23 protein-coding genes are annotated in these 22436 nt (G+C 64.0%); 12 read left to right on the top strand and 11 right to left on the bottom strand.

Going from position 1 to position 22436, the window contains the following annotated elements; translation table 11 throughout:
* The first annotated feature begins 69 nt into the window (after positions 1–69).
* A complete protein-coding gene (greA, locus tag H1S03_RS06205; RefSeq protein WP_166189774.1) occupies positions 70–540 on the top strand; it encodes a transcription elongation factor GreA in 471 nt (156 codons plus the stop codon).
* A 28-nt stretch (positions 541–568) separates the two neighbouring features.
* Positions 569–1540 (top strand): hypothetical protein, encoded by a 972-nt coding sequence (locus H1S03_RS06210; RefSeq protein ID WP_185803648.1) that lies wholly within the window; start codon positions 569–571, stop codon positions 1538–1540.
* Position 1541: 1 nt separating this feature from the next.
* Here the strand turns inward: H1S03_RS06210 and H1S03_RS06215 are convergent, their stop codons facing one another.
* The 7 genes from H1S03_RS06215 to H1S03_RS06245 form a co-directional block, all read right to left on the bottom strand.
* Positions 1542–2720 (bottom strand): MFS transporter, encoded by a 1179-nt coding sequence (locus H1S03_RS06215; protein WP_185803649.1) that lies wholly within the window; start codon positions 2718–2720, stop codon positions 1542–1544.
* 105 nt (positions 2721–2825) lie between these two features.
* Positions 2826–4931, bottom strand: coding sequence for a molybdopterin-binding protein (locus H1S03_RS06220; protein WP_185803650.1), 2106 nt, complete (start codon positions 4929–4931; stop codon positions 2826–2828).
* On the bottom strand, positions 4928–5446 hold the full coding sequence (mobB, locus tag H1S03_RS06225; RefSeq protein ID WP_185803651.1) for a molybdopterin-guanine dinucleotide biosynthesis protein B: 519 nt from the start codon (positions 5444–5446) through the stop codon (positions 4928–4930). Before mobB ends, H1S03_RS06220 begins: the two co-directional genes overlap by 4 nt.
* Complete coding sequence (gene mobA, locus H1S03_RS06230; protein ID WP_185803652.1) at positions 5443–6045, bottom strand: molybdenum cofactor guanylyltransferase MobA; 603 nt, start codon at positions 6043–6045, stop codon at positions 5443–5445. Before mobA ends, mobB begins: the two co-directional genes overlap by 4 nt.
* The gene (locus H1S03_RS06235; RefSeq protein ID WP_185803653.1) at positions 6042–6815 is read right to left on the bottom strand and encodes a hypothetical protein; all 774 of its coding nucleotides are present in this window, start codon (positions 6813–6815) and stop codon (positions 6042–6044) included. Before H1S03_RS06235 ends, mobA begins: the two co-directional genes overlap by 4 nt.
* Entirely contained in the window at positions 6802–7689 is an 888-nt protein-coding gene (locus H1S03_RS06240; protein ID WP_185803654.1) for a formate dehydrogenase accessory sulfurtransferase FdhD, read from the bottom strand. The genes H1S03_RS06235 and H1S03_RS06240 overlap by 14 nt, the downstream gene beginning before the upstream one ends.
* The gene (locus tag H1S03_RS06245; protein WP_185803655.1) at positions 7686–8357 is read right to left on the bottom strand and encodes an esterase/lipase family protein; all 672 of its coding nucleotides are present in this window, start codon (positions 8355–8357) and stop codon (positions 7686–7688) included. Before H1S03_RS06245 ends, H1S03_RS06240 begins: the two co-directional genes overlap by 4 nt.
* A gap of 142 nt (positions 8358–8499) precedes the next feature.
* On the opposite strand from H1S03_RS06245, the gene H1S03_RS06250 reads away from it, so the two are divergent.
* Positions 8500–9231, top strand: a complete 732-nt coding sequence (locus H1S03_RS06250; protein ID WP_185803656.1) for an AzlC family ABC transporter permease — start codon at positions 8500–8502, stop codon at positions 9229–9231.
* On the top strand, positions 9231–9551 hold the full coding sequence (locus tag H1S03_RS06255; RefSeq protein WP_185803657.1) for an AzlD domain-containing protein: 321 nt from the start codon (positions 9231–9233) through the stop codon (positions 9549–9551). The genes H1S03_RS06250 and H1S03_RS06255 overlap by 1 nt, the downstream gene beginning before the upstream one ends.
* Here H1S03_RS06255 and H1S03_RS06260 read toward each other — a convergent pair.
* Entirely contained in the window at positions 9527–10012 is a 486-nt protein-coding gene (locus tag H1S03_RS06260; protein WP_185803822.1) for an Lrp/AsnC ligand binding domain-containing protein, read from the bottom strand. The two genes, H1S03_RS06255 and H1S03_RS06260, sit on opposite strands and share 25 nt — an antisense overlap.
* 137 nt (positions 10013–10149) lie before the next feature.
* Here H1S03_RS06260 and ald point away from each other — a divergent pair, with 137 nt between their 5' ends.
* Positions 10150–11256 (top strand): alanine dehydrogenase, encoded by a 1107-nt coding sequence (gene ald / locus H1S03_RS06265; protein ID WP_185803658.1) that lies wholly within the window; start codon positions 10150–10152, stop codon positions 11254–11256.
* An 88-nt stretch (positions 11257–11344) separates the two neighbouring features.
* Here the strand turns inward: ald and mscL are convergent, their stop codons facing one another.
* Positions 11345–11782 carry a large conductance mechanosensitive channel protein MscL gene (mscL, locus tag H1S03_RS06270; protein ID WP_185803659.1) on the bottom strand — a complete coding sequence of 146 codons (438 nt, stop codon included), beginning with the start codon at positions 11780–11782 and terminating at the stop codon, positions 11345–11347.
* Between the two features lie 147 nt (positions 11783–11929).
* Between mscL and H1S03_RS06275 the strand changes: the two genes are divergently transcribed.
* Positions 11930–12631, top strand: a complete 702-nt coding sequence (locus H1S03_RS06275) for a glutathione S-transferase N-terminal domain-containing protein (RefSeq protein ID WP_185803660.1) — start codon at positions 11930–11932, stop codon at positions 12629–12631.
* Between the two features lie 2 nt (positions 12632–12633).
* Here H1S03_RS06275 and H1S03_RS06280 read toward each other — a convergent pair whose 3' ends face one another.
* Positions 12634–13083, bottom strand: a complete 450-nt coding sequence (locus H1S03_RS06280) for a YtoQ family protein (protein ID WP_185803661.1) — start codon at positions 13081–13083, stop codon at positions 12634–12636.
* A 69-nt stretch (positions 13084–13152) separates the two neighbouring features.
* Positions 13153–16767, bottom strand: a complete 3615-nt coding sequence (locus H1S03_RS06285) for a hydantoinase B/oxoprolinase family protein (protein ID WP_185803662.1) — start codon at positions 16765–16767, stop codon at positions 13153–13155.
* Between the two features lie 84 nt (positions 16768–16851).
* Between H1S03_RS06285 and H1S03_RS06290 the strand changes: the two genes are divergently transcribed.
* The 6 genes from H1S03_RS06290 to H1S03_RS06315 all read left to right on the top strand — a co-directional run bounded on the left by H1S03_RS06290 (position 16852) and on the right by H1S03_RS06315 (position 22403).
* Positions 16852–17319 carry a GNAT family N-acetyltransferase gene (locus tag H1S03_RS06290; RefSeq protein WP_185803663.1) on the top strand — a complete coding sequence of 156 codons (468 nt, stop codon included), beginning with the start codon at positions 16852–16854 and terminating at the stop codon, positions 17317–17319.
* Between the two features lie 170 nt (positions 17320–17489).
* Positions 17490–18314 (top strand): PhzF family phenazine biosynthesis protein, encoded by an 825-nt coding sequence (locus H1S03_RS06295; protein WP_185803664.1) that lies wholly within the window; start codon positions 17490–17492, stop codon positions 18312–18314.
* 46 nt (positions 18315–18360) lie between these two features.
* On the top strand, positions 18361–19047 hold the full coding sequence (locus H1S03_RS06300; protein ID WP_185803665.1) for a molecular chaperone DjiA: 687 nt from the start codon (positions 18361–18363) through the stop codon (positions 19045–19047).
* Positions 19048–19187: 140 nt separating this feature from the next.
* Positions 19188–19622, top strand: a complete 435-nt coding sequence (locus H1S03_RS06305; protein ID WP_185803666.1) for an OmpA family protein — start codon at positions 19188–19190, stop codon at positions 19620–19622.
* Between the two features lie 229 nt (positions 19623–19851).
* The gene (locus tag H1S03_RS06310; protein WP_185803667.1) at positions 19852–20391 is read left to right on the top strand and encodes an OmpA family protein; all 540 of its coding nucleotides are present in this window, start codon (positions 19852–19854) and stop codon (positions 20389–20391) included.
* Between the two features lie 248 nt (positions 20392–20639).
* On the top strand, positions 20640–22403 hold the full coding sequence (locus H1S03_RS06315) for a M3 family oligoendopeptidase (RefSeq protein ID WP_249777838.1): 1764 nt from the start codon (positions 20640–20642) through the stop codon (positions 22401–22403).
* The last annotated feature ends 33 nt before the right edge of the window (positions 22404–22436 follow it).

Below are 22436 nucleotides of genomic sequence, written 5' to 3' on the forward strand. Positions count from 1 at the left end.
CCAATCGAGTGCGGCCCTTTTTTTGTATTTCGCGCGGCGTGGTCCGCCACCGATTGACGGAGACGAACGATGGAGAAGGTTCCCCTGACCGAGCGGGGTTTTGCGAAACTGGACGCCGAACTCAAGAAGCTCAAGCTTGAGGAACGCCCCGCCGTTATCAAGGCGATCGCGGAGGCCCGTGAGCATGGCGATCTGTCCGAAAACGCCGAATACCACGCCGCCCGCGAAAAGCAGTCCTTCATCGAGGGGCGCGTCAAGGAGTTGGAAAGCGTGATTTCCCGCGCCGAGGTCATCAAGGTCTCGAAAATGACCGGCGCGATCAAGTTCGGTGCCACGGTCACGATCGTGGATGAGGATACCGATGAGGAGAAGGTCTATCAGATCGTGGGTGAGCAGGAGGCCGATATCGAAAACGGTCTGCTCAACATGCGCTCTCCCATCGCGCGGGCCCTGATCGGCAAGGAAGAGGGCGACAGCGTCGATGTGCGCACGCCCGGCGGCACGCGCAGTTACGAGGTGCTGAAGATCGAATTCAAGTAGAGTGCAATTCAAGTAGTGGAGTAACCGGATGCAGAGCGTCTGGAAGGGTTGGCCCATCGCGGGCGCTGCAATTTTCTGCTGGCTCGCGTTGATCGCGGCATGGTGGATCACGACAGAAAGCGGTCAGGGGTCGGGGCTGTTCGCCTTCATGGCGGCAATTGTGCCGTCCCTGCTGATCGGAATGCTTGCCTATGTCATCGAACGTCTGGGTGAGACGCGGGCACAAGTTTCCGATCTGGCGCAAACGGTGTCCAGCCAGCCGCGTGGCACCGCAAATCTCAGCCGGTCGGAAATAGACGCGATGTTCCAGAAGCTGACCGCGCGCCAGCAGGTCAGCGACCGGGCGCTGCTCTCCCTGCTCGAAGGGCGCGCGGCAGACAGGACGGTTCTGGCCGAGGTCGCGGAAAACTCGGCCCGCGCGGCCAGCGTGCGCCCGGTCCCGCGCCCGAAACCGATGGTCGCGCCCAAGCGTGAAATCGGCCAATCCTCCCTGCCCCTGAACGAAGAGGCCGCCCCATCGGATGAGCCCCCCGCCTGGGCCGATCTGGTCCGCGCGCTAAACTTTCCGCAGGATCAGGATGATACGGCGGGATTCCGCGCCATGCACCGCGCCAACCGCGACAGACAGGTCGCACAGGTCCTGCGCGCGGCGGAGGATGTGCTCAACCTGCTGTCGCAAGACGGCATCTACATGGATGACCTCGATCCGATTGCCATCGACCCGGCATTGTGGCGTCGCTTCGCCGAGGGGGAACGTGGCGATGTGACCTCGGGCCTTGCCGCGATAGACGACCAGACGGCGCTGTCGCTGACGCGGGGGCGGATGCGTTCGGACGACGTGATGCGCGACGCCGCGCTGCACTTCATCCGGCATTTCGATCTGTTGCTGAAATCCCTGTGCGCGCGCATGGACGACGACACGCAGATCGCACGGCTGGCGGATACCCGGACGGGGCGGGCCTTCATGCTGCTGGCCACGGTCACGGGGGCGTTGGAGTAACTCACTCCAGCGTCTGCTCACCGCTCCAGATACGGCGCAACCACAGCGCGAAAACCAGTCCTGTCAGCGACATCGCCAAAGCCACCCCGTAGGTTGCCCCCCCCGCATAGGGATAGACCAGCGCCGCGATGGCCATCGCAATGGCGAACAGAACACCACCGATGACGGAGGAAAACATGCCCTGCGCCGAGGCGGCCAATCGCTCCGGCACCGCCGCCCCTATGAACGCGATCCCCCCCAGATGACCCGCCGCGAAGGTCAGTGCATGCAATGATTGCGTCACCCACAGCGCCACCCCGGTCGGATCGGTCATCATGATTCCCCACCGCACGATGCCGGCACATGCACTGATAGCGATAGCCCCCACTGCGCCGAAACGGGCGATCAGCCAGGTGCCCACGAACAGCATCAACGCCGTTTCGACCGCGACGCCAAAGGCCCAAAGCTGACCGATCACAGCCTCCTCCACCCCCAGCGCCCGCCAGTGCAGCGAGCCATAGACATAAAGCACCGCATGGCTGGACTGCGCGAACCCGATTGCCGCGAGGAAAACCAGAAACCGCTTCTCGCTCAGCAAGCGTCCCAGATCGCTCAGCCGTGGCGGCGTGGACTGGCGCACCTTGCCCCCGCCGGGATGAGTCGCGCCGAACCAGATCGTCAGCGCCAGGCTCGCCACGATCCACCATTGCGCGACCCCGATGCCATATCGCCCGACCAGCCAGCCGACGCCGAGGCTGGCAACCAGAAAGGCGAACGACCCCAGCGACCGGGCCGGCGCATAGGCAAATCCTGCCGTGCGCGCAGCCGCCCCGCCCAGCGCATCGGCAATCGGGATCATCCCCGCGAAGACGATGCCGCTGCACAACGTGGCCAGCAACAGCACCGCCTTGTCAGCGAGCAAGCCGTGCACTGCGAAGATCAGGGCACCGAACGCCGCGACAACGGCCAGAACCAGCCTGCGATTGTCGATCCGATCCGCCAGCGCGGGCACCGTCAAACCGGCCACGACGCGAATGACCATGCCGGCGGCGGTGAAGGTGCCGATCTCCGCCTCGCTCAATCCCCAGTCCGACAGCCATAGCGGCCAGAACGGCAGGTGCGCGCCCAGGGCGGCGAAAATCGCGGCATAGGTCAGCGCCGTGCGGATACCCGCAGGTTGCAGCACAGGATTTCGAAGCATGGGAGGCCCCTTTCAACCATCCCTTAGCAGCCGGATTGGCACCCGGAAACCCTTTCACTTTCCGTAAATATCCGCGCCGCAGGCAACCGTGCCGGTGTCACCACCTCAAATCCCGAACGACGACCATGCGTGATAGGTCACGGGCGTCCCCGGGCCGATATCGAGCGCCTCATCAGGCAGTTCACACAGCCCCTCGGCCCAGCTCAACCCGGCGATCCGGCCTGATCCCTCCGAAGGGTACACCTCGACCCGACCGTCGCGCACCCGCGCGCGCAGGAACTCGCGGCGTCCGGCCTTCTTGCGCTTGGTGAACGCAGCGGGCAGCGTTGAGCCCGTCAATACAGGCCAGTCCGCGCCCGCCAATGTCAGCAGTGCCGGACGGGCGAAGATCACGGCGCAGACCAGCGCGGCAACCGGATTTCCCGGCAGGCCGAAAACCGGAACGTCGCCCCACACTCCCAGCGCCAGCGGCCGCCCCGGCTTTATCGCGATCCGCCACGTTTGCAGGGCATTCGCCGCGCGCAAGGTTGCCGAAACGTGATCCTCATCCCCGGCGGAGGCACCGCCGGTGGTCAAGATCGCATCGGCCTGCGCGGCACCAGCATCCAGCGCCGCCCGCACGTCTTCGCGGCGATCCCCCGCGATGCCCAGATCGACGGCCTCCATGTTCCAGCGTTGCACCAGATCGATCAGCATGGGGCGGTTGGCATCTGGCAGGGTCGCATCGCCAGGCTGCCAGCGATCCGACAATTCGTCCCCGGTCGACAGCACGGCGACCCGCAATTTGCGCCGCACCGCGACCTGCCCCGCTCCACCCGCAGCCAGCAGGGCCAGATCAGGCGCACGCAGCCTGTGCCCCTGAGGCAGAAGGACGCTGCCCTGCGCGAAATCCTCCGCGCTTTGGCGGACATTGGCACCGGGACGCAGCCCGCTCTCGAACGAGATGGTGCTGCCGGTGCGGCTGGTGTCTTCCTCCATGATGACGGTATCGCATCCTTCAGGAACGGCCGCGCCCGTCAGGATCCGCAGCGCGGCATCGGGCGGGACCACACCGTCGAACGGCACCCCGGCCGCGGCGCGCCCTGGGGTGAGCGGCAGCGTGATCGTCGCGTTCCCTTCCCCCGCGCGCCATGCGAAGGCATAGCCGTCCACAGCCGCGTTCGCCACCGACGGGTTGGAGCGGCGGGCAACGGCATCCTGCGCCAGAACACGCCCGCCCGCCCTGCGCAACGCGACCGTTTCCGTGCCGACCACGGCTGTAAGGCTTCCCCGCAACCGATCGAGCGCGGTGGCGACAGGCGTCCAGTGGACCCCCGGCGGCAAGGCGAAGCAGTCGTTGCGCAAACGCGGCGCGGTGCCCGTGGCCGGAACGCCAAGGATCCAGCCTTCCTCCTGCGTGATCACGTCACCCAGCGCGTGAATGTCCATCAGATCTGCCAGAACGCCCAACCGGTCCAGTCCGGCCAGATGTGCCGCCGTGACCCGCACCTGCGCACGGTCGGGAATTTCATCGCTTTCCCCTGAGGCGGCGATCTGCTCACGGAACAGACCGGGATAAATCTCGGCCAGCACCACATCGCCATCGGGCACGGCGCCGTCCGTGTCGAACGGCCAGACCTGCGCCCCGATAGCCTTGCGCAAGGCGTGCAGCCGCGCGACACCCAGCAGGGATTGCGATCCGACACTGCCTGCCCCGGCAAGCTGCCAGACCGATTTCGTGCCCTTGGCGCGCCGCTCGACCATCCGGCGTTCGGGCATCCGGTGGTCTGTGCGCGTGTCGGTATAGGGAATTGCGGCCCAGCGGTCGCGATGCGATTTTGCCCAGAACGGACCCCCGTGGGGCAGTCCGGCGTTCAGAACTTCGGCCACGTCATAGCGGTTGTTGGCATTGTCGGCGGCGTCCACGATCCGGGCCGCCAGATGATCCCAGACGGCCAGCGCGCGCGCCTGCCCCGTGACCGCCGCGGCGAAGCCCTGTGGCCAGCCGAACGCGAAATCGAAGCCGATCAGCACCCTGCGCCCGGCCGCGCGGTCCCGTTCCACCATCCGCATCAACTGCGCCATCGCCTCGGCCCGTGTGCGACAGTAGAGCGGAGCCTCATCCACGCCATCGCACGTGCGACCAATCCAGATAGCATCCCGGCAAGGCCCGGCAGGGGACGGGGTGGAGCGTGCCGACCAATCCACCGCCACGACGCTGTCGAAGATCATGATGCCCCGCCTTCCTCCTTGTGCAGACCGACTTCGCGCAGGATGAACGCGGCAATGGCCCGGGTGTCGTTCAGATCGAGCACGGGAACGGCCAGATCCTTCGGGGTGCTGTCGCTTGCCACCGCGCGGATCGTGTCGTCATCCGGCGCGATCAGCGGTTGGCCGGTGGCGTTGCGATGCGCCTCGATCTTGGGATGGCGGTCGCGCTTGTACCCCTCGATCAGGACCAGATCGACCGGGCTCAGACGGTGCAGCAATTCATCCAGCGCAGGCTCAGGCTCGCCACGCAGCTCGTGCATCAGAGCCCAGCGATTGCGCGACGCCAACAGCACCTGCCGTGCGCCGGCCATGCGGTGACGAAAACTGTCCTTTCCGGGGTGATCCACGTCAAAGGAATGGTGCGCGTGCTTGATGGTCGAGACGGAATATCCCCGCGCGGTGATATCATCCACCAGACGTTCCATCAGTGTCGTCTTGCCGGAGTTTTTCCAGCCCGTGATACCGTAAAGCCTCATCCGATGCGTCGCCTTGCCTGTTGCAGATCGTCGGGGGTGTTGACGTTGAAAAACGGGTCGTCGCCTGCGAACACCACACGTGCGCAGCCGTGGCGGTCCGTCCACGCGACCACCTTACGCGTGCCATCGCTCAATGCGCGGCGCAAATCGTCGCGCAGATCGACGGACCACAGGCCGAAGGTGGGGTGCCGGTCGAACCCTCCACCCGGACGCTCGGTCTCGGCGCGGGCCAGCAATTTGCCCTCGGACGCCATGCCGGCCCACAGATCGGCAACCAGGCCGGGGGGGAAGAACGGCGTATCCGCCGCCGCCGTCGCGATCAGGTCGAAGCCTTGCGCGGCGGCCCAGTCCATACCGGCCAGAACTCCGGCCAAAGGCCCTGCGCGGGTGTCATCAGCATCGGCCACCACCGGCAGGCCGAACGGCGCAAAGCGTCGCGGGTCCCCATTGGCGTTCAGGGCCAGCACCGTGACCTGAGGCGACAGGCGATCGACCACATGCGCCAGCAAGGGTTTTCCCCCCAGATCGAGCAGTCCCTTGTCGCCGCCCCCCATCCGGGTGGCGCGCCCCCCGGCCAGAATGATCCCCGCGACGTTCATGCCTGTACCTCACACTCACGAGCACGCAGGATGTCAGCCTCGTCCTGGTCGACCTCGCTCATCATGATGCGTGACCAAACGGACGGTCGTCGGTCGAAGATGCATTCCGCCACCCGCCGCTCGATCTGCCGGCGCGCCTCGAACCGGGTGAGCAGCTCCGTCTCGAACCGCCGGGCGCCGGTTCTGATCTTGTCCACATCCAGCCGCAGCCACCGCATCGGGTCTGTCACGGCCTCGGGCGGGCAGCTCAGATGGCTGGAGGCGAAGGCATGTTGCGTCGCGCGCGACAGGAAGCGGTCGTGCACCAGCGTGATACACCCGTCGATCCGCGCGAACTTGCTGGCGAAATCGCCGATGAACGAGGCCGAAAGCTCCGCACGCAGTCCCTCCGCCGCATCGAACCCGTCCAGAGTGGCGAGGATCTGCGGCAGTTGCGTGTTCCATCGTTGATAGATCGCATCGTAGAGGATCTTGCGCTCCAACACTTCGTGCATGACCTGCCGTTGCAGCGCGGAGCGCAGCAGATCGGTCATCGCCGCCCGTTCGAACATCAGGGTCGTGATGCGGTTCGCGTGCGATGCATCATCCTGCCAGCGCGCGGCGATCTGGACCAGGCTGTCGTCATAGCTGCGGCGGGCGTCGGCGTTGCGCTGGATGCTCTGGTTGATGAACGTACCGATAATGCTGGACAGGACGAACACCACGAAGGTCAGAAACAGCGGATGGGCCAGCCATGCCGCCCGGCCCGGGGGGTGGTTATCCTCGCTCATGACGTGCCCTTTCCTGCGGATTTGCCCCTGTGGATTTGCGCGGCTCTTCGGCCACATGCGCGGGGTTTGCGTCGCGGATCAGACGATCCTCACCCGCCAGGCAGACGAACCGCCTGCCTCGCATCCGCCCGATCAGCGTCAGTCCGACCTGACGCGCGATTTCCACCCCCCACGCGGTGAAGCCGGAGCGGCTGACCAGCACGGGAATACCCATCAGCGCCGTCTTTATGACCATCTCGGATGTCAGACGCCCCGTGGTGTAGAGGATCTTGTCCGACGGGTCGGCGCCTTGCATTCGCATCCAGCCCGCGATCTTGTCCACCGCGTTGTGGCGACCGACATCCTCCATGTAGACCAGCGCCCGATCCTGTCGGCACAGCACGGTGCCGTGGATCGCACCCGCCTCCAGATACAGGCTGGGCGTTGTGTTGATGCGATGGGCGAGCGTGTAGAGCCAGCTTGTGCGCAGTTCGGCCAACGGCAGGCGCACGCCCTCCAGCCCCTCCATCATGTCGCCAAAGACTGTGCCGACCGCGCAGCCAGAGGTCCGGGTCTTGCGCTTGAGCTTATCCTCGTAATCCGTGGCGCGGGCGGTGCGCACGACGACGGTTTCCACCTCCTCGTCGAAATCGACGGCGGTGATCCGGTCATCGGACAGCAGCATCCCCTGATTGGACAGATATCCCACGGCCAGCCAGCGCGGGTGATCCCCGATGGTCATTGCCGTCACGATCTCCTGCGAATTGAGATAGATCGTCAGGGGCCGTTCCTCGACCACGCGCAGATCGACCTCCCGCCCCTCATGGTCGCGCCCGCTGAGCGCGCGCGTCAGCGTCAGATCGTCGGGGGATGGGCCGATCAGGTAGTCGCTCATGCCGATTTCTCCGTGTCGAAGCGTCCGTTGCGCAGGAACGCGGCCGTCTGCCGCGCCGCGCCCATCGACAGGGGCAGCATTCCGTGCACCGTCCGCGTGATCAGCGCATCCGCATGATCTATGCCCAGTGCGGAGCTAACCGGGACCATGCCATCCGACGGCTCCGCCAGCCCCCAGAAACCACTTACCGGGCCGATCGGCGCAGACCCGGCAATGATGCCCAGATCCCGCGCGACCTCCGGCGGCAGATGATCCAGCCCCATATCGGCTGCGGCCAGCCGTTCCAGCGCCGGGCCCATCAAATCCGCGACCAGGCGATAATCGCGAAAGAACGTGGCCATGGGCGAGCCCAGATTCGGCGGCCCCAATTGCACCACCCGTCCGATGCGGTCGGGCTGCGCGATCTTGATCCGCAACGCCAGCACCCCGCCCAGTGAATGCCCCACCAGATCGCAAGGTCCCGGCGACAGCGCGTCCAGTTGCTGGACCAGATCGGCCTGTGCCTCGGCCGGAACGACATGGCGTGAGCGATAATGCATCAGGAACGTGCGAAAGCCTGCTGCCTCCAACCGATTTGCCATCAGCGTCATCGAGCCCGGACCACGGCCCAGCCCGTGGATCAGACCCACCGCGCGACGATCATCCGAATTCTGTGCCAAATCACTCATCGTTCGAGATAGGAACTTTTGCGCGATCATGTCCACACCGATACGCTCCCATCAGATTGCAGATCGTTATGGACACAATTCCCGTCTTGGCCTCACCGCCCGGATCGCCAATAGTCCGCACGATCCGAAAAGGAGCGTTTCTATGGCCGAGATATCTTCTATCCAAGCCGGCACCTCGGCATGGTTCTGGCGCGGCGTGCGCGACGGCGCACCCTTCACCCTGGTCATTGCACCGTTCGCGCTGCTGTTCGGCGTTGTCGCGACCGAGGCCGGGCTGCCGCTGCTGGAAACCATGGTGATGACCGTACTGGTGATCGCGGGCGCGTCGCAATTTACCGCCGTGACGTTGATGCTGGACAACGCCCCGCTGTTCATCGTCATCCTCACCGCGCTGGCGGTCAACCTGCGCATGGCGCTGTATTCCGCATCGCTGAGCACGCATCTGAATTCATTGCCCCTGTGGAAGAAAGCTTTCGTCGCCTATTTCCTGGTCGATCAGGCCTATGCCGCGTCGGTGGCGCAATACGAGACGGAGCCGAGCGCCCCAGTCCGGTCCAAATTCGCCTATTTCATGGGTGTCGTGACGCCGATCGCGCCCCTGTGGTACGGCTGCACATGGATCGGCGCGGTGGCGGGCAGCGCGATCCCGCAGGAATATGCGCTGGATTTCGCGGTGCCGATCACATTCATCGCCCTGATCGCGCCGATGTTGCGCACCATTCCGCATGTGATGACGGCTATCGTTTCCATCGTGGCGGCGCTGGCGCTGGTCTGGGTGCCCTACTCGCTGGGCCTGATCATTGCGGCGGCATTGGCGATGGCCGCAGGGGCCGCGACGGAAATCGCGCTCGAACGCCGGGGAGGGGACTCGTGATGGACATGCGCGATATCTGGATCGTCATCATAGCACTGGGGATCGGCACATTCGCGATCCGCTTCTCGTTTCTGGGCCTGATGACAGGCCGGCGCTTTCCTGACTGGACCATGCGCCTGCTGCGCTATGTTCCGGTTGCCGTCATGCCGGGACTGGTGGCCCCGCTGGTGGTCTGGCCCGCCGCGACAGATGGCGACTTCGACCCGGCCCGCATCGGCGCGGCACTGGTGGCGCTGCTCATCGGTGCGGGGACGCGAAACACGCTGGGCGCGATCTTCGGCGGTCTGGCGACGCTCTATCTATTGTTGTGGCTTCTGTAGGCAGGCACCGGCAACTCCCCACCCGCGCGCACCGTGCGCAGGGCGAAGCTGGACTGCATCTGGACCACTCCGGGCAGGCGGGACAGATGCTCGCGGTGAATGCGGGCGAAATCGTCGCTGTCCGCAGCCATCACCTTGGCCAGATAATCCGCTGATCCCGCCATCAGATGGCATTCCACCACGTCGGGAACCAACAGGATCGCGGCCTCGAACAGGTCGAGCACAGCCTGACTTTGCCCGTTCAAGGTGAACTCCACATAAACGACCGTGCGCCGCATGATCGCCACCGGGTCCAGCCGCGCGCCATAACCTGCGATCACGCCGCCTGCCTCCAGCCGCCGCACCCGGCGATGACAGGCGGAGGCGGAAAGATTCGCCGCCTCCGCCAGCGCCGCGTTCGACTGTCGCGCATCGCGCTGCAGCAAGGTCAGCAACTTCAAGTCCTGCGCATCCAAGTCCACTGTCGGAAAATCCTCCCGCAATACGGCGGAACCACGCCTGAAATCGGTCACATTCTGGCGAAGTACCACACATCTTCGCAAGCACTTTGCACGCAAGTTCAGGCATGATGCACGTTATAAAATCAACGGAGGTTTCCATGCATATCGGTTGCCCTACTGAAATCAAAGTTCGTGAATACCGCGTCGGCCTGACGCCCGCCGCCGTCCATTCCCTGACCGGGCGCGGTCATTCGGTCACCATCCAGGCGGGGGCCGGTCTGGGCGCAGGCTTCTCCGACGCCGACTATATCGCCGCCGGGGCTCAGATCGGGGATGTCGATGCGGTCTTTGCCGCTGACATGATCGTAAAGGTCAAGGAGCCGCAGGCGGATGAACGCGCCCGCCTGTGCAAGGGGCAGACCCTGTTTACCTATCTGCACCTCGCCCCCGATACGCCGCAGACGCAGGACCTGCTCGCGTCCGGCGCCACCTGTATCGCGTATGAGACTGTGACCGACCGCAACGGCGGCCTGCCCCTGCTGGCCCCGATGTCCGAGGTCGCCGGTCGTCTGGCCCCGCAAGTCGGTGCGTGGTCCCTGCAAAAGGCCAATGGCGGGCGCGGCGTTCTGATGGGCGGCGTGCCGGGGGTCGGTCCGGCGGATGTTGTCGTCATCGGCGGTGGCGTCGTGGGCACCCACGCGGCGCGGATCGCGGCGGGCATGGGCGCGCGCGTCACGGTGCTGGACCTGTCCCTGCCCCGTCTGCGGCAGTTGGACGACCAGTTCGGCGGCGTCTTTGGCACCCGCTACGCCAGCCCTGCCAATATCGCGGAACTCGTCAGGCAGGCCGACATGATCGTCGGAGCCGTCCTGATCCCCGGTGCGGCCGCGCCCAAGCTGCTCACCCGTGCCGATCTGTCCACGCTCAAGCCAGGGGCGGTTCTGGTCGATGTGGCCATAGATCAGGGCGGATGTTTCGAGACGTCGAAGGCCACGACCCACGACGATCCGATCTACGAGGTGGACGGCATCGTGCATTACTGCGTCGCGAACATGCCCGGCGCGGTCGCGCGTACATCCACCATCGCGCTCGGCAATGCGACGATGCCCTTCGTTCTGGCCCTGGCCGACAAGGGCTGGAACGCGGCGTGCGCCGCTGACCCTCACCTTGCCGCCGGTCTGAACGTCCATGAAGGCACCCTTACGAACGAAGCAGTGGCCACGGCACAGAACCTCGACTGGGTCGCGCCCGAGACGTTGCTGTAACCGAAACGACAAAGGGCCGGAGGTTCGCCGCCGGCCCATTCTCCTTCCGGAAATATCCCCGCCGGAGGCTCCCCGGCGTGCAGCAGGCTCAAACCTGCGTGGTGCCGCGCGCCATCAGGTCGCGGATTTCGATCAGGAGTTGTTCCTGCGTCGGGCCCACGGGTCCGGGCATCACTTCTTTCTCTTCCTCGGCCATGGTTTCCTTGACGCGGTTCACGCCCTTGACCAGCAGGAACACGACGAAGGCAATGATCAGGAAGTTGATGACGGCGTTGATGAACGAGCCATAGGCGAAGACGGCGGCACCGGCCTGCTGCGCCTCGACCAGCGAAGCATATTCGGAGCCGTCCAGCACGACGAACAGGTTGGTGAAATCTATCCCCCCGGTGAACAATCCGACGAACGGGTTGATCAGGTCCTTCACCACGGATTGCACGATCGCGGTAAACGCGGCGCCGATGATGATGCCGACGGCCATGTCCATGACATTGCCCTTGGCGATAAACTTCTTGAATTCTTGCAGCATCCCTTGCCTCCCCCTGTGTGGCGCGCATACGATCCCTAGCGTGTAGCGGATGGGAGCAGGCGGTCAAGAAACTTGCGATTCGCGCCCGTGGTTGGTTGCGCGCGGTTTCGCGCCTACCTTCGAGGGACAATCCCCAAGGAGATGACGATGACCAAACTGACAGACCATCCGATCACCAAGTTGCGTCCACCGGAATTTCCCGAGCGAATTCAACTCTATTCCTTCCCGACACCCAACGGTATCAAGGTCTCCGCCATGCTGGAGGAAACCGGCCTGCCCTACGAGGCGCATACCATCAACATCATGCAGAACGACCAGATGACACCGGAGTTTCTGGCGCTCAACCCCAACAACAAGATCCCCGCAATCATCGACCCCGGCGGCCCCGGCGGCGACCCGGTCGAAATTTTCGAAACGGGTGCGATCATGATCTATCTGGCGGAAAAGTCGGGAAAATTTCTGCCATCCGCACCGCAGGCGAAGGCCGAAGTGCTTAGCTGGCTGATGTGGCAGATGGGCGGGCTCGGCCCGATGCTGGGGCAGTTCGGACATTTTTATAAATTCGCCGCCGACAAGACGACCGACGATTATGCCAAGGATCGCTTCACGACGGAGGCAAAGCGGCTGCTGGGCGTTCTGGATGAGCATCTGCGCGCGAAGGATTTTGTCGCAGCCGGTCAGCATACGATAGCGGATATGGCGATCTGGCCATGGCTGAACGCGGTCAGCTTCTATGAGGGGGAGGAAGCCCTGGGCATGTCCGACTATGGCAATGTCGCGCGCTACCTGACCCTGCACGCCGGACGTCCGGCGAGCAAGGCGGCGATGAACATCCCTCCGCGAGAGTGACCCTAGCCCGGCAGCGTTCCGGCGATGACGTAGCGCAGCATGTCCACGACCTGCTGCGGCGTTTCGCACACGGCATTCGCGGCTGCGTCCACTTCCTTCAGGGCGTGGGCGTGGTCGGAACCGTGCATGATAATCAATGACTTGCCCAGCGCCGCCGCGTAGCCAGCATCGAAGGCGGCGTTCCATTGTTTGTACTTTTCACCAAAGCGCACGACGACGATGTCGGCTTCCTCGATCCCCTTGCGAGTGCGGATCGCGTTGAGGCCAGCGCCCTTGCGATCATGCCAGAACTTGTCGGATTCCGCGCCCAAAATGGCGACACCGCAATCGTCGGAGGCGGCGTGATCCGTTACTGGGGAGCTGAAGGACACCGGCAGGTCTGCCGCGCCCTGGGCGATTTCATCGCGCCAGTCAGTGTGGATCTCGCCTGAAAGGTACACGCTCAGATGCATTGGGATAACTCCTGTTTTCGTGGGCTGCGGCTGCCCAGTGGTTGGCAAATTGCCGGCTGCGGCCCCGGATCAGACCTCTGGCGTGAAACCGCCGCCCGACGGCGTGTCGAGCCAGTAGGTATCGCCGGGGGCCATTTCGGTGCGGTCGGCGGATTTCAGACGCTCCACCTCACCGTTCGCGCGCAAGATGCGGCTGGCGCCGACCTCGCCGGGACCGCCCCCCTCCAGCCCCGGTGGGGGAACGATGCGGTGGCCGGACAGAACGGCGAGGGTCATCTCCTCCAGAAAGCGAATCCGACGTGTGGTGCCGTCGCCGCCGCGAAACTGCCCCGCCCCGCCTGAATCGCGGCGCAGGCTGAATTCATCGAGCACGACCGGGAACCGCCATTCCAGAACCTCGGGGTCGGTCAGGCGTGAATTGGTCATGTGGGTGTGCACGCCGCCAGTGCCCGGATGGCCTGTGCCGTCGGTCAGACGCCCCGCGCCGGAACCCCCGCAGATCGTCTCGTAATACTGGTAGGTTGCGTTGCCCCATGTGGTGTTGTTCATCGTGCTCTGCGCCGCCGCCTGCACGCCCAGCGCCAGCAGCAGGGCGGAGGTCACGGCCTGCGATGTCTCGACATTACCGGCGATCACCGCGGCGGGGTATCGGGGGCTGAGCATGGTGCCGCCGGGCAGGATCACCCTGAGCGGTTTCATCACCCCCTCGTTCATCGGAATGTCGTCATCCACCAGCAAACGGAAGACATAGAGCACGGCGGCCATCGTCACCGGTTCGGGTGCGTTGTAATTCGTGGCAAGCTGCCCCGTGGTGCCGGTGAAATCCACGGTGGCGGACCGGGTGTCGCGGTCCACGGTGATCTTGACGCGCACCTCACGCGGGTTGCCATCGAAGTCGGGGTCCATCGGGTAGACATATTCGGCATCGTGAAGCGTCTGGATCGCACGGCGCACGCATTCCTCAGCGTTGTCCTGCACGTGGCCCATATAGGCGCGCACCACGTCGAGCCCGAACAGCTCGACCATGCGGCGCAGTTCCGCCGCCCCCTTGGCACAACTGGCCACCTGCGCCTTGAGGTCGGCAATATTGGTGTCGACGGCCCGCACGGGATGCTGTGCCGACAACAGCAGATCGCGGGTTTCCTGTTCGCGAAACTGCCCGGCATCCACCAGTTTCCAGTTGTCGATCAACGCGCCCTCGTCATGAATGGTGCGGCTGTCGGGCGGCATCGAACCGGGGGTCAGACCGCCCACATCGGTATGGTGCCCACGGGCGGAGGTGAAGAACAGCAGTTCCCCCCCGTCCGAGAAGATCGGCTGCACCACCGTAATGTCGGGCAGATGCGTGCCGCCATTATAGGGCGCGTTCAGGACGTAGACGTCGCCCTGCCCCATATCGGGGTTCTGGGCGATAATCGCCTTGACGCTGGCCCCCATTGAGCCGAGGTGCACCGGCATGTGCGGCGCGTTCGCGATCAGATCGCCCGCCGCATCGAACACAGCGCAGGAAAAATCCAGCCGCTCCTTGATCGTGACGGAGGCGGCGGTGTTTTCCAGCACCGCGCCCATCTGTTCGGCGATGGACATATAGAGGTTGTTGAACACCTCCAGCATCACGGGGTCGGCGCGGGTGCCGATGGCGTGGGCATCCTCACGCGCTGCGATCCGATGCAGGGTGACGTGGTCGTGTGCGGTGATGCGCGCCTGCCAGCCCGGCTCGATCGTGATGGAGGTGTGCGGCTCGACCAGCACGGCGGGACCGGTCAGGGTGTCGCCGGGGCGCAGGACCTCACGCTTGACGAAGCGGGCGTCGTGCCAGCCGCCGACATAAATCGGAGCGATAAGCGCGGTGTCGTAGGTCTCCTCCCGCGCGGCCATGTCCAGCGTGGGCTCGGACAGGTCGCCCGCCTCGCCCACAACCTCGACCGCGACGCTTTCGATCACCAGCGGCGCATCGGGCGATGCGAAGCCGAACCGTTGCAGATGCGCCTTGTCAAAGGCGGCACGCAGATCGGAGAGTGACCCGAACGGGATCGGCAGGGAGGTGTCGGTGCCCTGCACCTTGAGGTTCAGGATACGGTCATAGTGCACGGTATTGGCTGGAACGCCCTGCCCCATCACTTCATTCGCCGCCTGCGCCGACAGCGATTCGATGATATTCGCGGATTCCAGTCGACTGCTGTCGTCCAGCACCGCCTCCACCGCTTGCTGGCGTGCGGCGCGAATATCGGCCAGGCCCATGCCATAGGCGCTGAGCAGCGAGGCAAACGGATGGATCAGACAGGTTTCCATGCCCAGCGTATCCGCGATGGCGCAGGCATGTTGCGCCCCGGCCCCGCCGAACACGGTCAGGCAGTATTTCGACACCTCGTAGCCGCGCTGGACGGAGATTTTCTTGATGGCATTCGCCATGTTCTCAACCGCGATGCGCAGGAAACCGTCGGCCAGCACCTCCGCGCTTTTGCCAGTCTGAATGACTAGCATATCGAAGGCGGCCTTGGTCGCGGCCACATCCAGCGGTTGGTCGGCATCAGGGCCGAAGATGGCCGGGAAGAATTCCGGCCGCAGCTTGCCCGTCATCACATTGGCATCGGTCACGGCCAGCGGTCCGCCGCGGCCATAGCAGGCCGGGCCGGGATCGGCGCCGGCGCTTTCAGGGCCCGCACGCATCCGCTGGCCGTCAAAGGTCAGCAGCGACCCGCCGCCCGCCGCGACGGTGTGAATGTTCATCATCGGAGCGGTGATGCGCACGCCCGCAACCTCGGTGTTAAGCACACGCTCGAAATCACCGGCGAAATGGCAGACATCGGTGGAGGTGCCGCCCATGTCGAATCCCACGATCCGCTCGAACCCCGCGATCTGCGAAGTGCGCACCGCGCCCACGACGCCGCCCGCCGGACCCGACAGGATCGCATCCTTGCCCTGAAACAACCGCGCATCGGTCAGCCCGCCCGAAGATTGCATGAACATCAGCTTGCCCGCTGGATCGCCGTCGAACGCATCCGCCACACGGTCCACATAACGACGCAGGATCGGGGACAGATAGGCGTCCACCACGGTGGTGTCGCCCCGGCTGACCATCTTCATCAGGGGGGAGACCTCGTGACTGACGGAGACCTGAGAGAAGCCGATCTGACGCGCGATCTGTGCGGCGCGTGCCTCATGCGCGGTGTGGCGGTAGCCGTGGACGAACACGATGGCCAGCGCGTCGAAACCGTCGGCTCGCAAGCGGTTCAGGTCATCGCGAAGGCGATCGGCGTCCAGCGCCCGCTCCACCGTGCCATCGGCGCGCACACGCTCATGCGCCTCGACCACCTCATCATAGAGCATTTCGGGCAGCACGATATGGCGATCGAACAGACGCGGACGGTGCTGGTAGGCCAGTCGCAACTGATCCCCCAGCCCCTGCGTGATGACCAGCGCGGTGCGGTCGCCCTTGCGTTCCAGAAGCGCGTTGGTGGCGACGGTTGTGCCCATCTTGACCGACCCGACGCGGCTCAGCGGGATCAGCGCATCGGGCGCGAGGCCCAGGAACCGGCGGATCCCCGCAAGTGCCGCATCAGCGTATTGTTCGGGATTTTCGGACAGCAGCTTGGCCGTGGACAGCCCCCCCTCGGGGTCGCGGGCGACAATATCCGTGAAGGTTCCACCGCGATCGATCCAGAAATCCCAGTTGTCGCTCATCTGATGCTCTATGCTCCACCCATGTTCAGCCCCAGTCTTGGACCGGGAAAATCGGAAGGGCAAGCAATGCAAGGTGCGGTACGCATGGCACAGGACGCGGACATTCCCGCGATCGAGGCAATCTGGAACCGGGTGATCGCGCTGACGACCGCCACGTTCACGTCCGAGGCAAAGGACTTGCGCCACTGGCTGACCGCGAAGGCCACCGCAGGGGAGCCGGTTCTGGTCCTCGATACCGACACCAACTGCACCGGGTTTGCCACCTACGGGACCTTTCGCGGCGGCACCGGCTACGCGCATGTCGCGGAACATACCGTGATGCTGGCTGAGGGGGCCCAGCGCGGCGGTGGCGGGCGTGCCCTGATGCACGCGCTGTACGACCAGGCGATCCGGGATGGAAAAACCGCGATGATCGGTGGAATCAGCGGGGAGAATACCGCCGCGATCCGCTTCCATGCCGCCCTGGGCTTCACCGAAGTCGGGCGCATACCCGGGGCCGGGCGCAAGTTCGGGCGTGATCTGGATCTGGTGCTGATGCATCGCAAGCTTTGAGAACGCTGCGCGAAGCCCCGTTCCAGGAAGGTCTGCGGCAAGAGAAAGGCATGCCTCCGGCGGGGATATTTCAGGAAAGTGAAAGGCTTGATGGATCGCATCAAGGATTGGCGTTGGACCGCCTCGCCGGCGCGCCACATCGTAGCGGGAGCCTGAACAGGAGAGATATCATGGATGTACAGCGGCTTGCGGCCTTCGCCGATGGGGATCTCGGTGGCAATCCGGCAGGTGTGGTGATCCGCGATAGCCTGCCGGATGTGGAGACCATGCAGGATGTGGCGCGCGAGGTCGGGTATTCCGAGACCGTCTTCGCCGCCCCGGTCGGGAATCGTTGGTCCGTGCGATATTTCGCGCCCGTGGGGGAGGTGCCCTTTTGCGGTCACGCAGTGGCACTGGGGGCCGCGCTGGGGCAGGCCCATGGCGCGGGTGCTTTTCACCTGGATACCTTCGCCGCGGGCCCGGTCGAGGTTCGGGCCGAAGCGGAGGGCGATCACTGGCAGGCGGAGCTGACATCCCCGCCTGCGCACCACGACGCACCGCTGGCCGGAACGGTTGCCCGCGCGATGCTGCTCTTCGGGCTGACGGGGGGCGATCTGGATCCCACCCTGCGACCGATCTGCGCCCATGCCGGGGCCGATCACCTGATCATCAGCCTGCACGACCGCAGCCGCCTCGCGACGATGACCTACGACCTGAGTGAGGGGGCCGCCCTGATGCGTGAGGTCGGGCTGGTAACGATTTCGCTGATCCATGTGGCGCAGGATGGCATTGTGCATGCGCGCAACGCCTTCGCCTCGGGCGGTGTGATCGAGGACCCCGCGACCGGTGCCGCGGCGGCTGCACTGGCGGGTTGGTGGCGCGATGCGAATCTGCGCCACGGCCGGATCGAAATCGCGCAAGGCCATGATATGGGTGTGCCCAGCAGGTTGTTCGCCACCGCCCTGCCGGGGCAAGGCGCGGGGGTGCGTGTCGCCGGTCGCGTTCGTGTGATCTGATAAATCGACGCATGGTTCTCCGCCCTGATTCTGCTATGGTCGGGGCATGTCGATCTGGACCCGCATAGTTGAGGCGCTGTCAGCTCTTCGCGCAGGCGAAGGGCTTTCGGTCGTGTTCGACAGACTCGCCTCGAATCCGGAGCGCAGCGTCGGCTTCACCATCGCGGTCATCGCCTTGGGCGCCAAGATGGCGAAGGCCGACGGTCAGGTGACGCGGGACGAGGTGACAGCCTTTCGCGAGGTCTTTCAGATCGCCCCCGAGGATGAGGCAAAGGCCGCGCGCATCTTCGACATGGCCCGCACCGATTCGGCAGGCTTCGAAGCTTACGCCACCCAGATCGCCCGCATGTTGGCCTATGACGAAGCCGTGCGGCAGGATTTGCTGGAGGGGTTGTTTCATATCGCCGCCGCCGACGGGTTCTATCACCCGGCGGAGGATCGGTTCCTGCACCGCGTGGCCGAGATCTTCGGAATTGACGAGCGGTGCTTTCGCGCGATTCGCGCCCGGCAGGTCCCCGATGCGGAACAGGATCCCTACGATGTGTTGGGCATCAGCCCCGACATGACGATGGACGAAATGCGTGCGCGCTGGCGTGCGCTGGTACGCGAGACCCATCCCGACAGCATGATCGCACGGGGCGTCCCCGAGGAAGCCGTTCAACTGGCAACCAAGAGAATGGTCGCGATCAATCGCGCATGGGATGAGATCCTGCGCGAACGAACTGCGGCCTGAAAACCAACCATTCCGTTTATCACGAAGAATTTGTCCCAAATGGGAACCAATACCGCACCGGGTCGTTGGTCGGACACATCGACATATCCGCATATTGCTCGATCCACCGTGATCTTGGCATTCTAAAAAGGAAAATTACCATGAAGACCTACGCAACTCTCCTCCTCGCTGGTTCCGCATTCGCCCTGGCTGCATGTGGCGGCAATGAAGAAGTGGTCGTCGCAGAGCCGGTCGTCGAAGTCGTCGCGGAAGACTACACGGTGTATTTCGGGTTTGACCGCGCCGATCTGACGCCGGTCGGTGCAGAAACTGTCGCAACTGCATCCAACCTCGCGACAAATACCGGGTCGTCCACCGTTTCCGTCGTGGGTCACACCGACACTGTCGGTTCCGTTGCCTATAACCAGGCATTGTCCGAAGCACGGGCTGCAACCGTCGTGGGTGCGATGGTCGGCAATGGTGTGAACCCTGCAATCATCACCGCAGCGGGCCGTTCCGAGCTGGACCTTGCCGTGCCGACAGCAGACGGCGTGCGCGAAGTTCGCAACCGTCGTGTTGAAATCGGTGTAGAATAAAAGACTCTGCTGGCGGACCTGCGTTCGCCAGCATACTACCGTTGGAGCGTGCTTCGTGATGAAGGTCATATTGCGCATAAGGCCGATGCGGAAATGCATCAGTCCACAATAATCGGAGCCGCGTGATTGCGTGACGCTGTACTTAAATCAATTAATACCGCGTTCTAACCCGGATGGTCCGGTGAATTTACTGGGCCGAAATCACCTCTAACAAAGAATGGAGAGAGGGATGAAAACTGCTTCCGTTATGATGATCGGCGCGGCTGCGTTCCTGGCAGCATGTGCTAGCGAACCCACAACTACTGCGGCTGTCGCCGTGGACCCTACACCGACGCCTGCGGCCACCGATTACACGGTCTTCTTCGCGTTCGATCGCGCTGACCTGTCGGCGCTCGGCGCTGAAACTGTGGCCGAAGCCTCCGGCGCGGCTGAGGGCTCCACGTCCGTGTCCGTCGTGGGCCACACCGACACCGTTGGTTCCGTCGCCTACAACCAGGCGCTGTCCGAAGCACGTGCGGCAACTGTCGTTGGCGCAATGGTCGGCAATGGTGTGAACCCCGCGATCATTACCGCTTCGGGTCGTTCCGAGCTGGACCTGGCCGTCCCCACTGCAGATGGCGTGCGCGAAGGACGTAACCGTCGTGTTGAGATCAGCGTCGATGGCGTTGCGGCACCGGTTCAGGAAGTCACCTATGACTGCGTGATCGTCGCTTCCGACGGCCTGTGCGAATCCGCCTCCACGAAGGACGGCATCGTTCTGCACAACTGATTTCAGTGAAGGTTTGAACGCCTTCGATTTGAAATTTGAAAACGCCTCGGCATCACTGTCGGGGCGTTTTTGCGTTCGCACGATCGCCTGAACGATCAGGAAACTTTATCTGCGCATTGTCTCTTGCCTGGCATGGCTTACCTGAGGGTCAGCACATCCATACCAACCCGGAGCCTCCGATGAATTCGATCCGTCCCCTTCGCCCGCTGACCTGTCTGCAACCCGGTGAAGGTGGTGGCGGCGGCGACATGGCCGATCTGCCGGAATGGGATTTTTCCGCCCTATATGCCGGACAGGACGACCCCAAGATCGCCAGCGACCTGAACTGGTTGGCCGAGGAGGCGAAGAGGTTCCGCGCGGATTACGAGGGGCAGCTGTCCGACAAGACCGCCATCGCTTTGGGCACCTGCATCCAGCGATATGAGGGGATGCAGTCGGTCATGGGCCGGATCATGTCCTTTGCCGGATTGCGCTATTATCAGAACACCACGGATGCGAACCGTGCGAAGTTCATGTCGGACATGCAAGACAGGATCACCACGATCTCCTCCGATCTGGTGTTCTTCAGTCTGGAAATGAACCGGATCGAGGATGAACGCTTCGACCTGCTGGTCAGTCAGGATGAGACGCTGACCCGCTACAAACCCGTTCTGGATCGGATGCGGGCGATGAAGCCCTATCAGTTGAGCGACGAGTTGGAGACATTCCTTCACGATCAATCCGTCGTCGGGGCCGCCGCGTGGAATCGCCTGTTTGATGAAACGATGGCCGGGCTGGAATTCGACGTCGAGGGGAAAAAGCTGAGCCTTGAGGCAACGCTGAACCTGCTCAGCGATCCCGACCGCGCCCGTCGCGAAACCGCCACCCACGCCCTGATCGCCGTGTTCCGGCATCACTTGCCGCTGTTCGCCCGGATTACCAACACGCTGGCCAAGGATAAGGAGATCGAGGATCGGTGGCGCAAACTGCCGACGCCGCAGGCCTCCCGCCACCTTGCGAACCATGTGGAGCCTGAAGTGGTCGAGGCGCTGCGCGACGCGGTTGTCGCGGCCTATCCCCGATTGTCGCATCGCTATTACGCGCTGAAGGCAAAGTGGCTGGGGCTGGAGACGATGCAGGTCTGGGACCGCAACGCGCCTTTGCCGATCTCCGACGATCGGACCATCGGTTGGGAGGAAGCAAAGCAGACCGTGCTGGACGCCTATTCCGGCTTCGATCCGCGGCTGGCCGAATTGGCGGAGCCGTTCTTTACCAAGGGCTGGATCGACGCGCCGGTAAAACCGGGCAAGGCCCCGGGCGCCTTCGCCCACCCAACTGTCGTGGATGCCCATCCGTTCGTGATGTTGAACTATCTGGGCAAGCAACGCGATGTCATGACCCTGGCACACGAACTGGGCCACGGCGTGCACCAGCGTCTGGCGGCGAAGCAGGGTGAGATGCTGTCCTCCACCCCGCTGACGCTGGCCGAAACAGCCAGTGTGTTCGGTGAGATGCTGACCTTCCGCAAATTGCTGGAGGGCAAGGAGGGCACCGCGCGCAAGGCGCTTCTGGCCTCCAAGGTCGAGGACATGATCAACACGGTCGTGCGCCAGATCGCCTTTTACGATTTCGAGTGCAAGTTGCACGCCGCCCGGCGCGAGGGCGAACTGACCCCCGACGACATCAACGCCATCTGGATGAGCGTTCAGGCCGAATCCCTGGGCCCGGTGTTCGAGTTCGTGGAAGGGTACGAGACATTCTGGAGCTATGTGCCCCACTTCATCCACTCGCCCTTTTACGTCTATGCCTATGCCTTCGGTGACGGCTTGGTAAACGCGCTCTATGCCGTTTACGAAGACGGCGACGAGAATTTTCAGGAGAAGTACTTCGCGATGCTGGAGGCAGGCGGCTCAAAGCACCACAAGGATTTGCTGGAGCCGTTCGGGCTGGATGCAAGCGACCCCAAGTTCTGGGACAAGGGCTTGAGCGTCATCGAGGGCCTGATCGACGAGTTGGAGGCGATGGAGGACTGATCAGCGGAGTGTGATGCACAGTTCCGGTTGCCG

Source organism: Pontivivens nitratireducens (genome assembly GCF_014235845.1).
Taxonomy (GTDB): Bacteria; Pseudomonadota; Alphaproteobacteria; order Rhodobacterales; family Rhodobacteraceae; genus Pontivivens; species Pontivivens nitratireducens.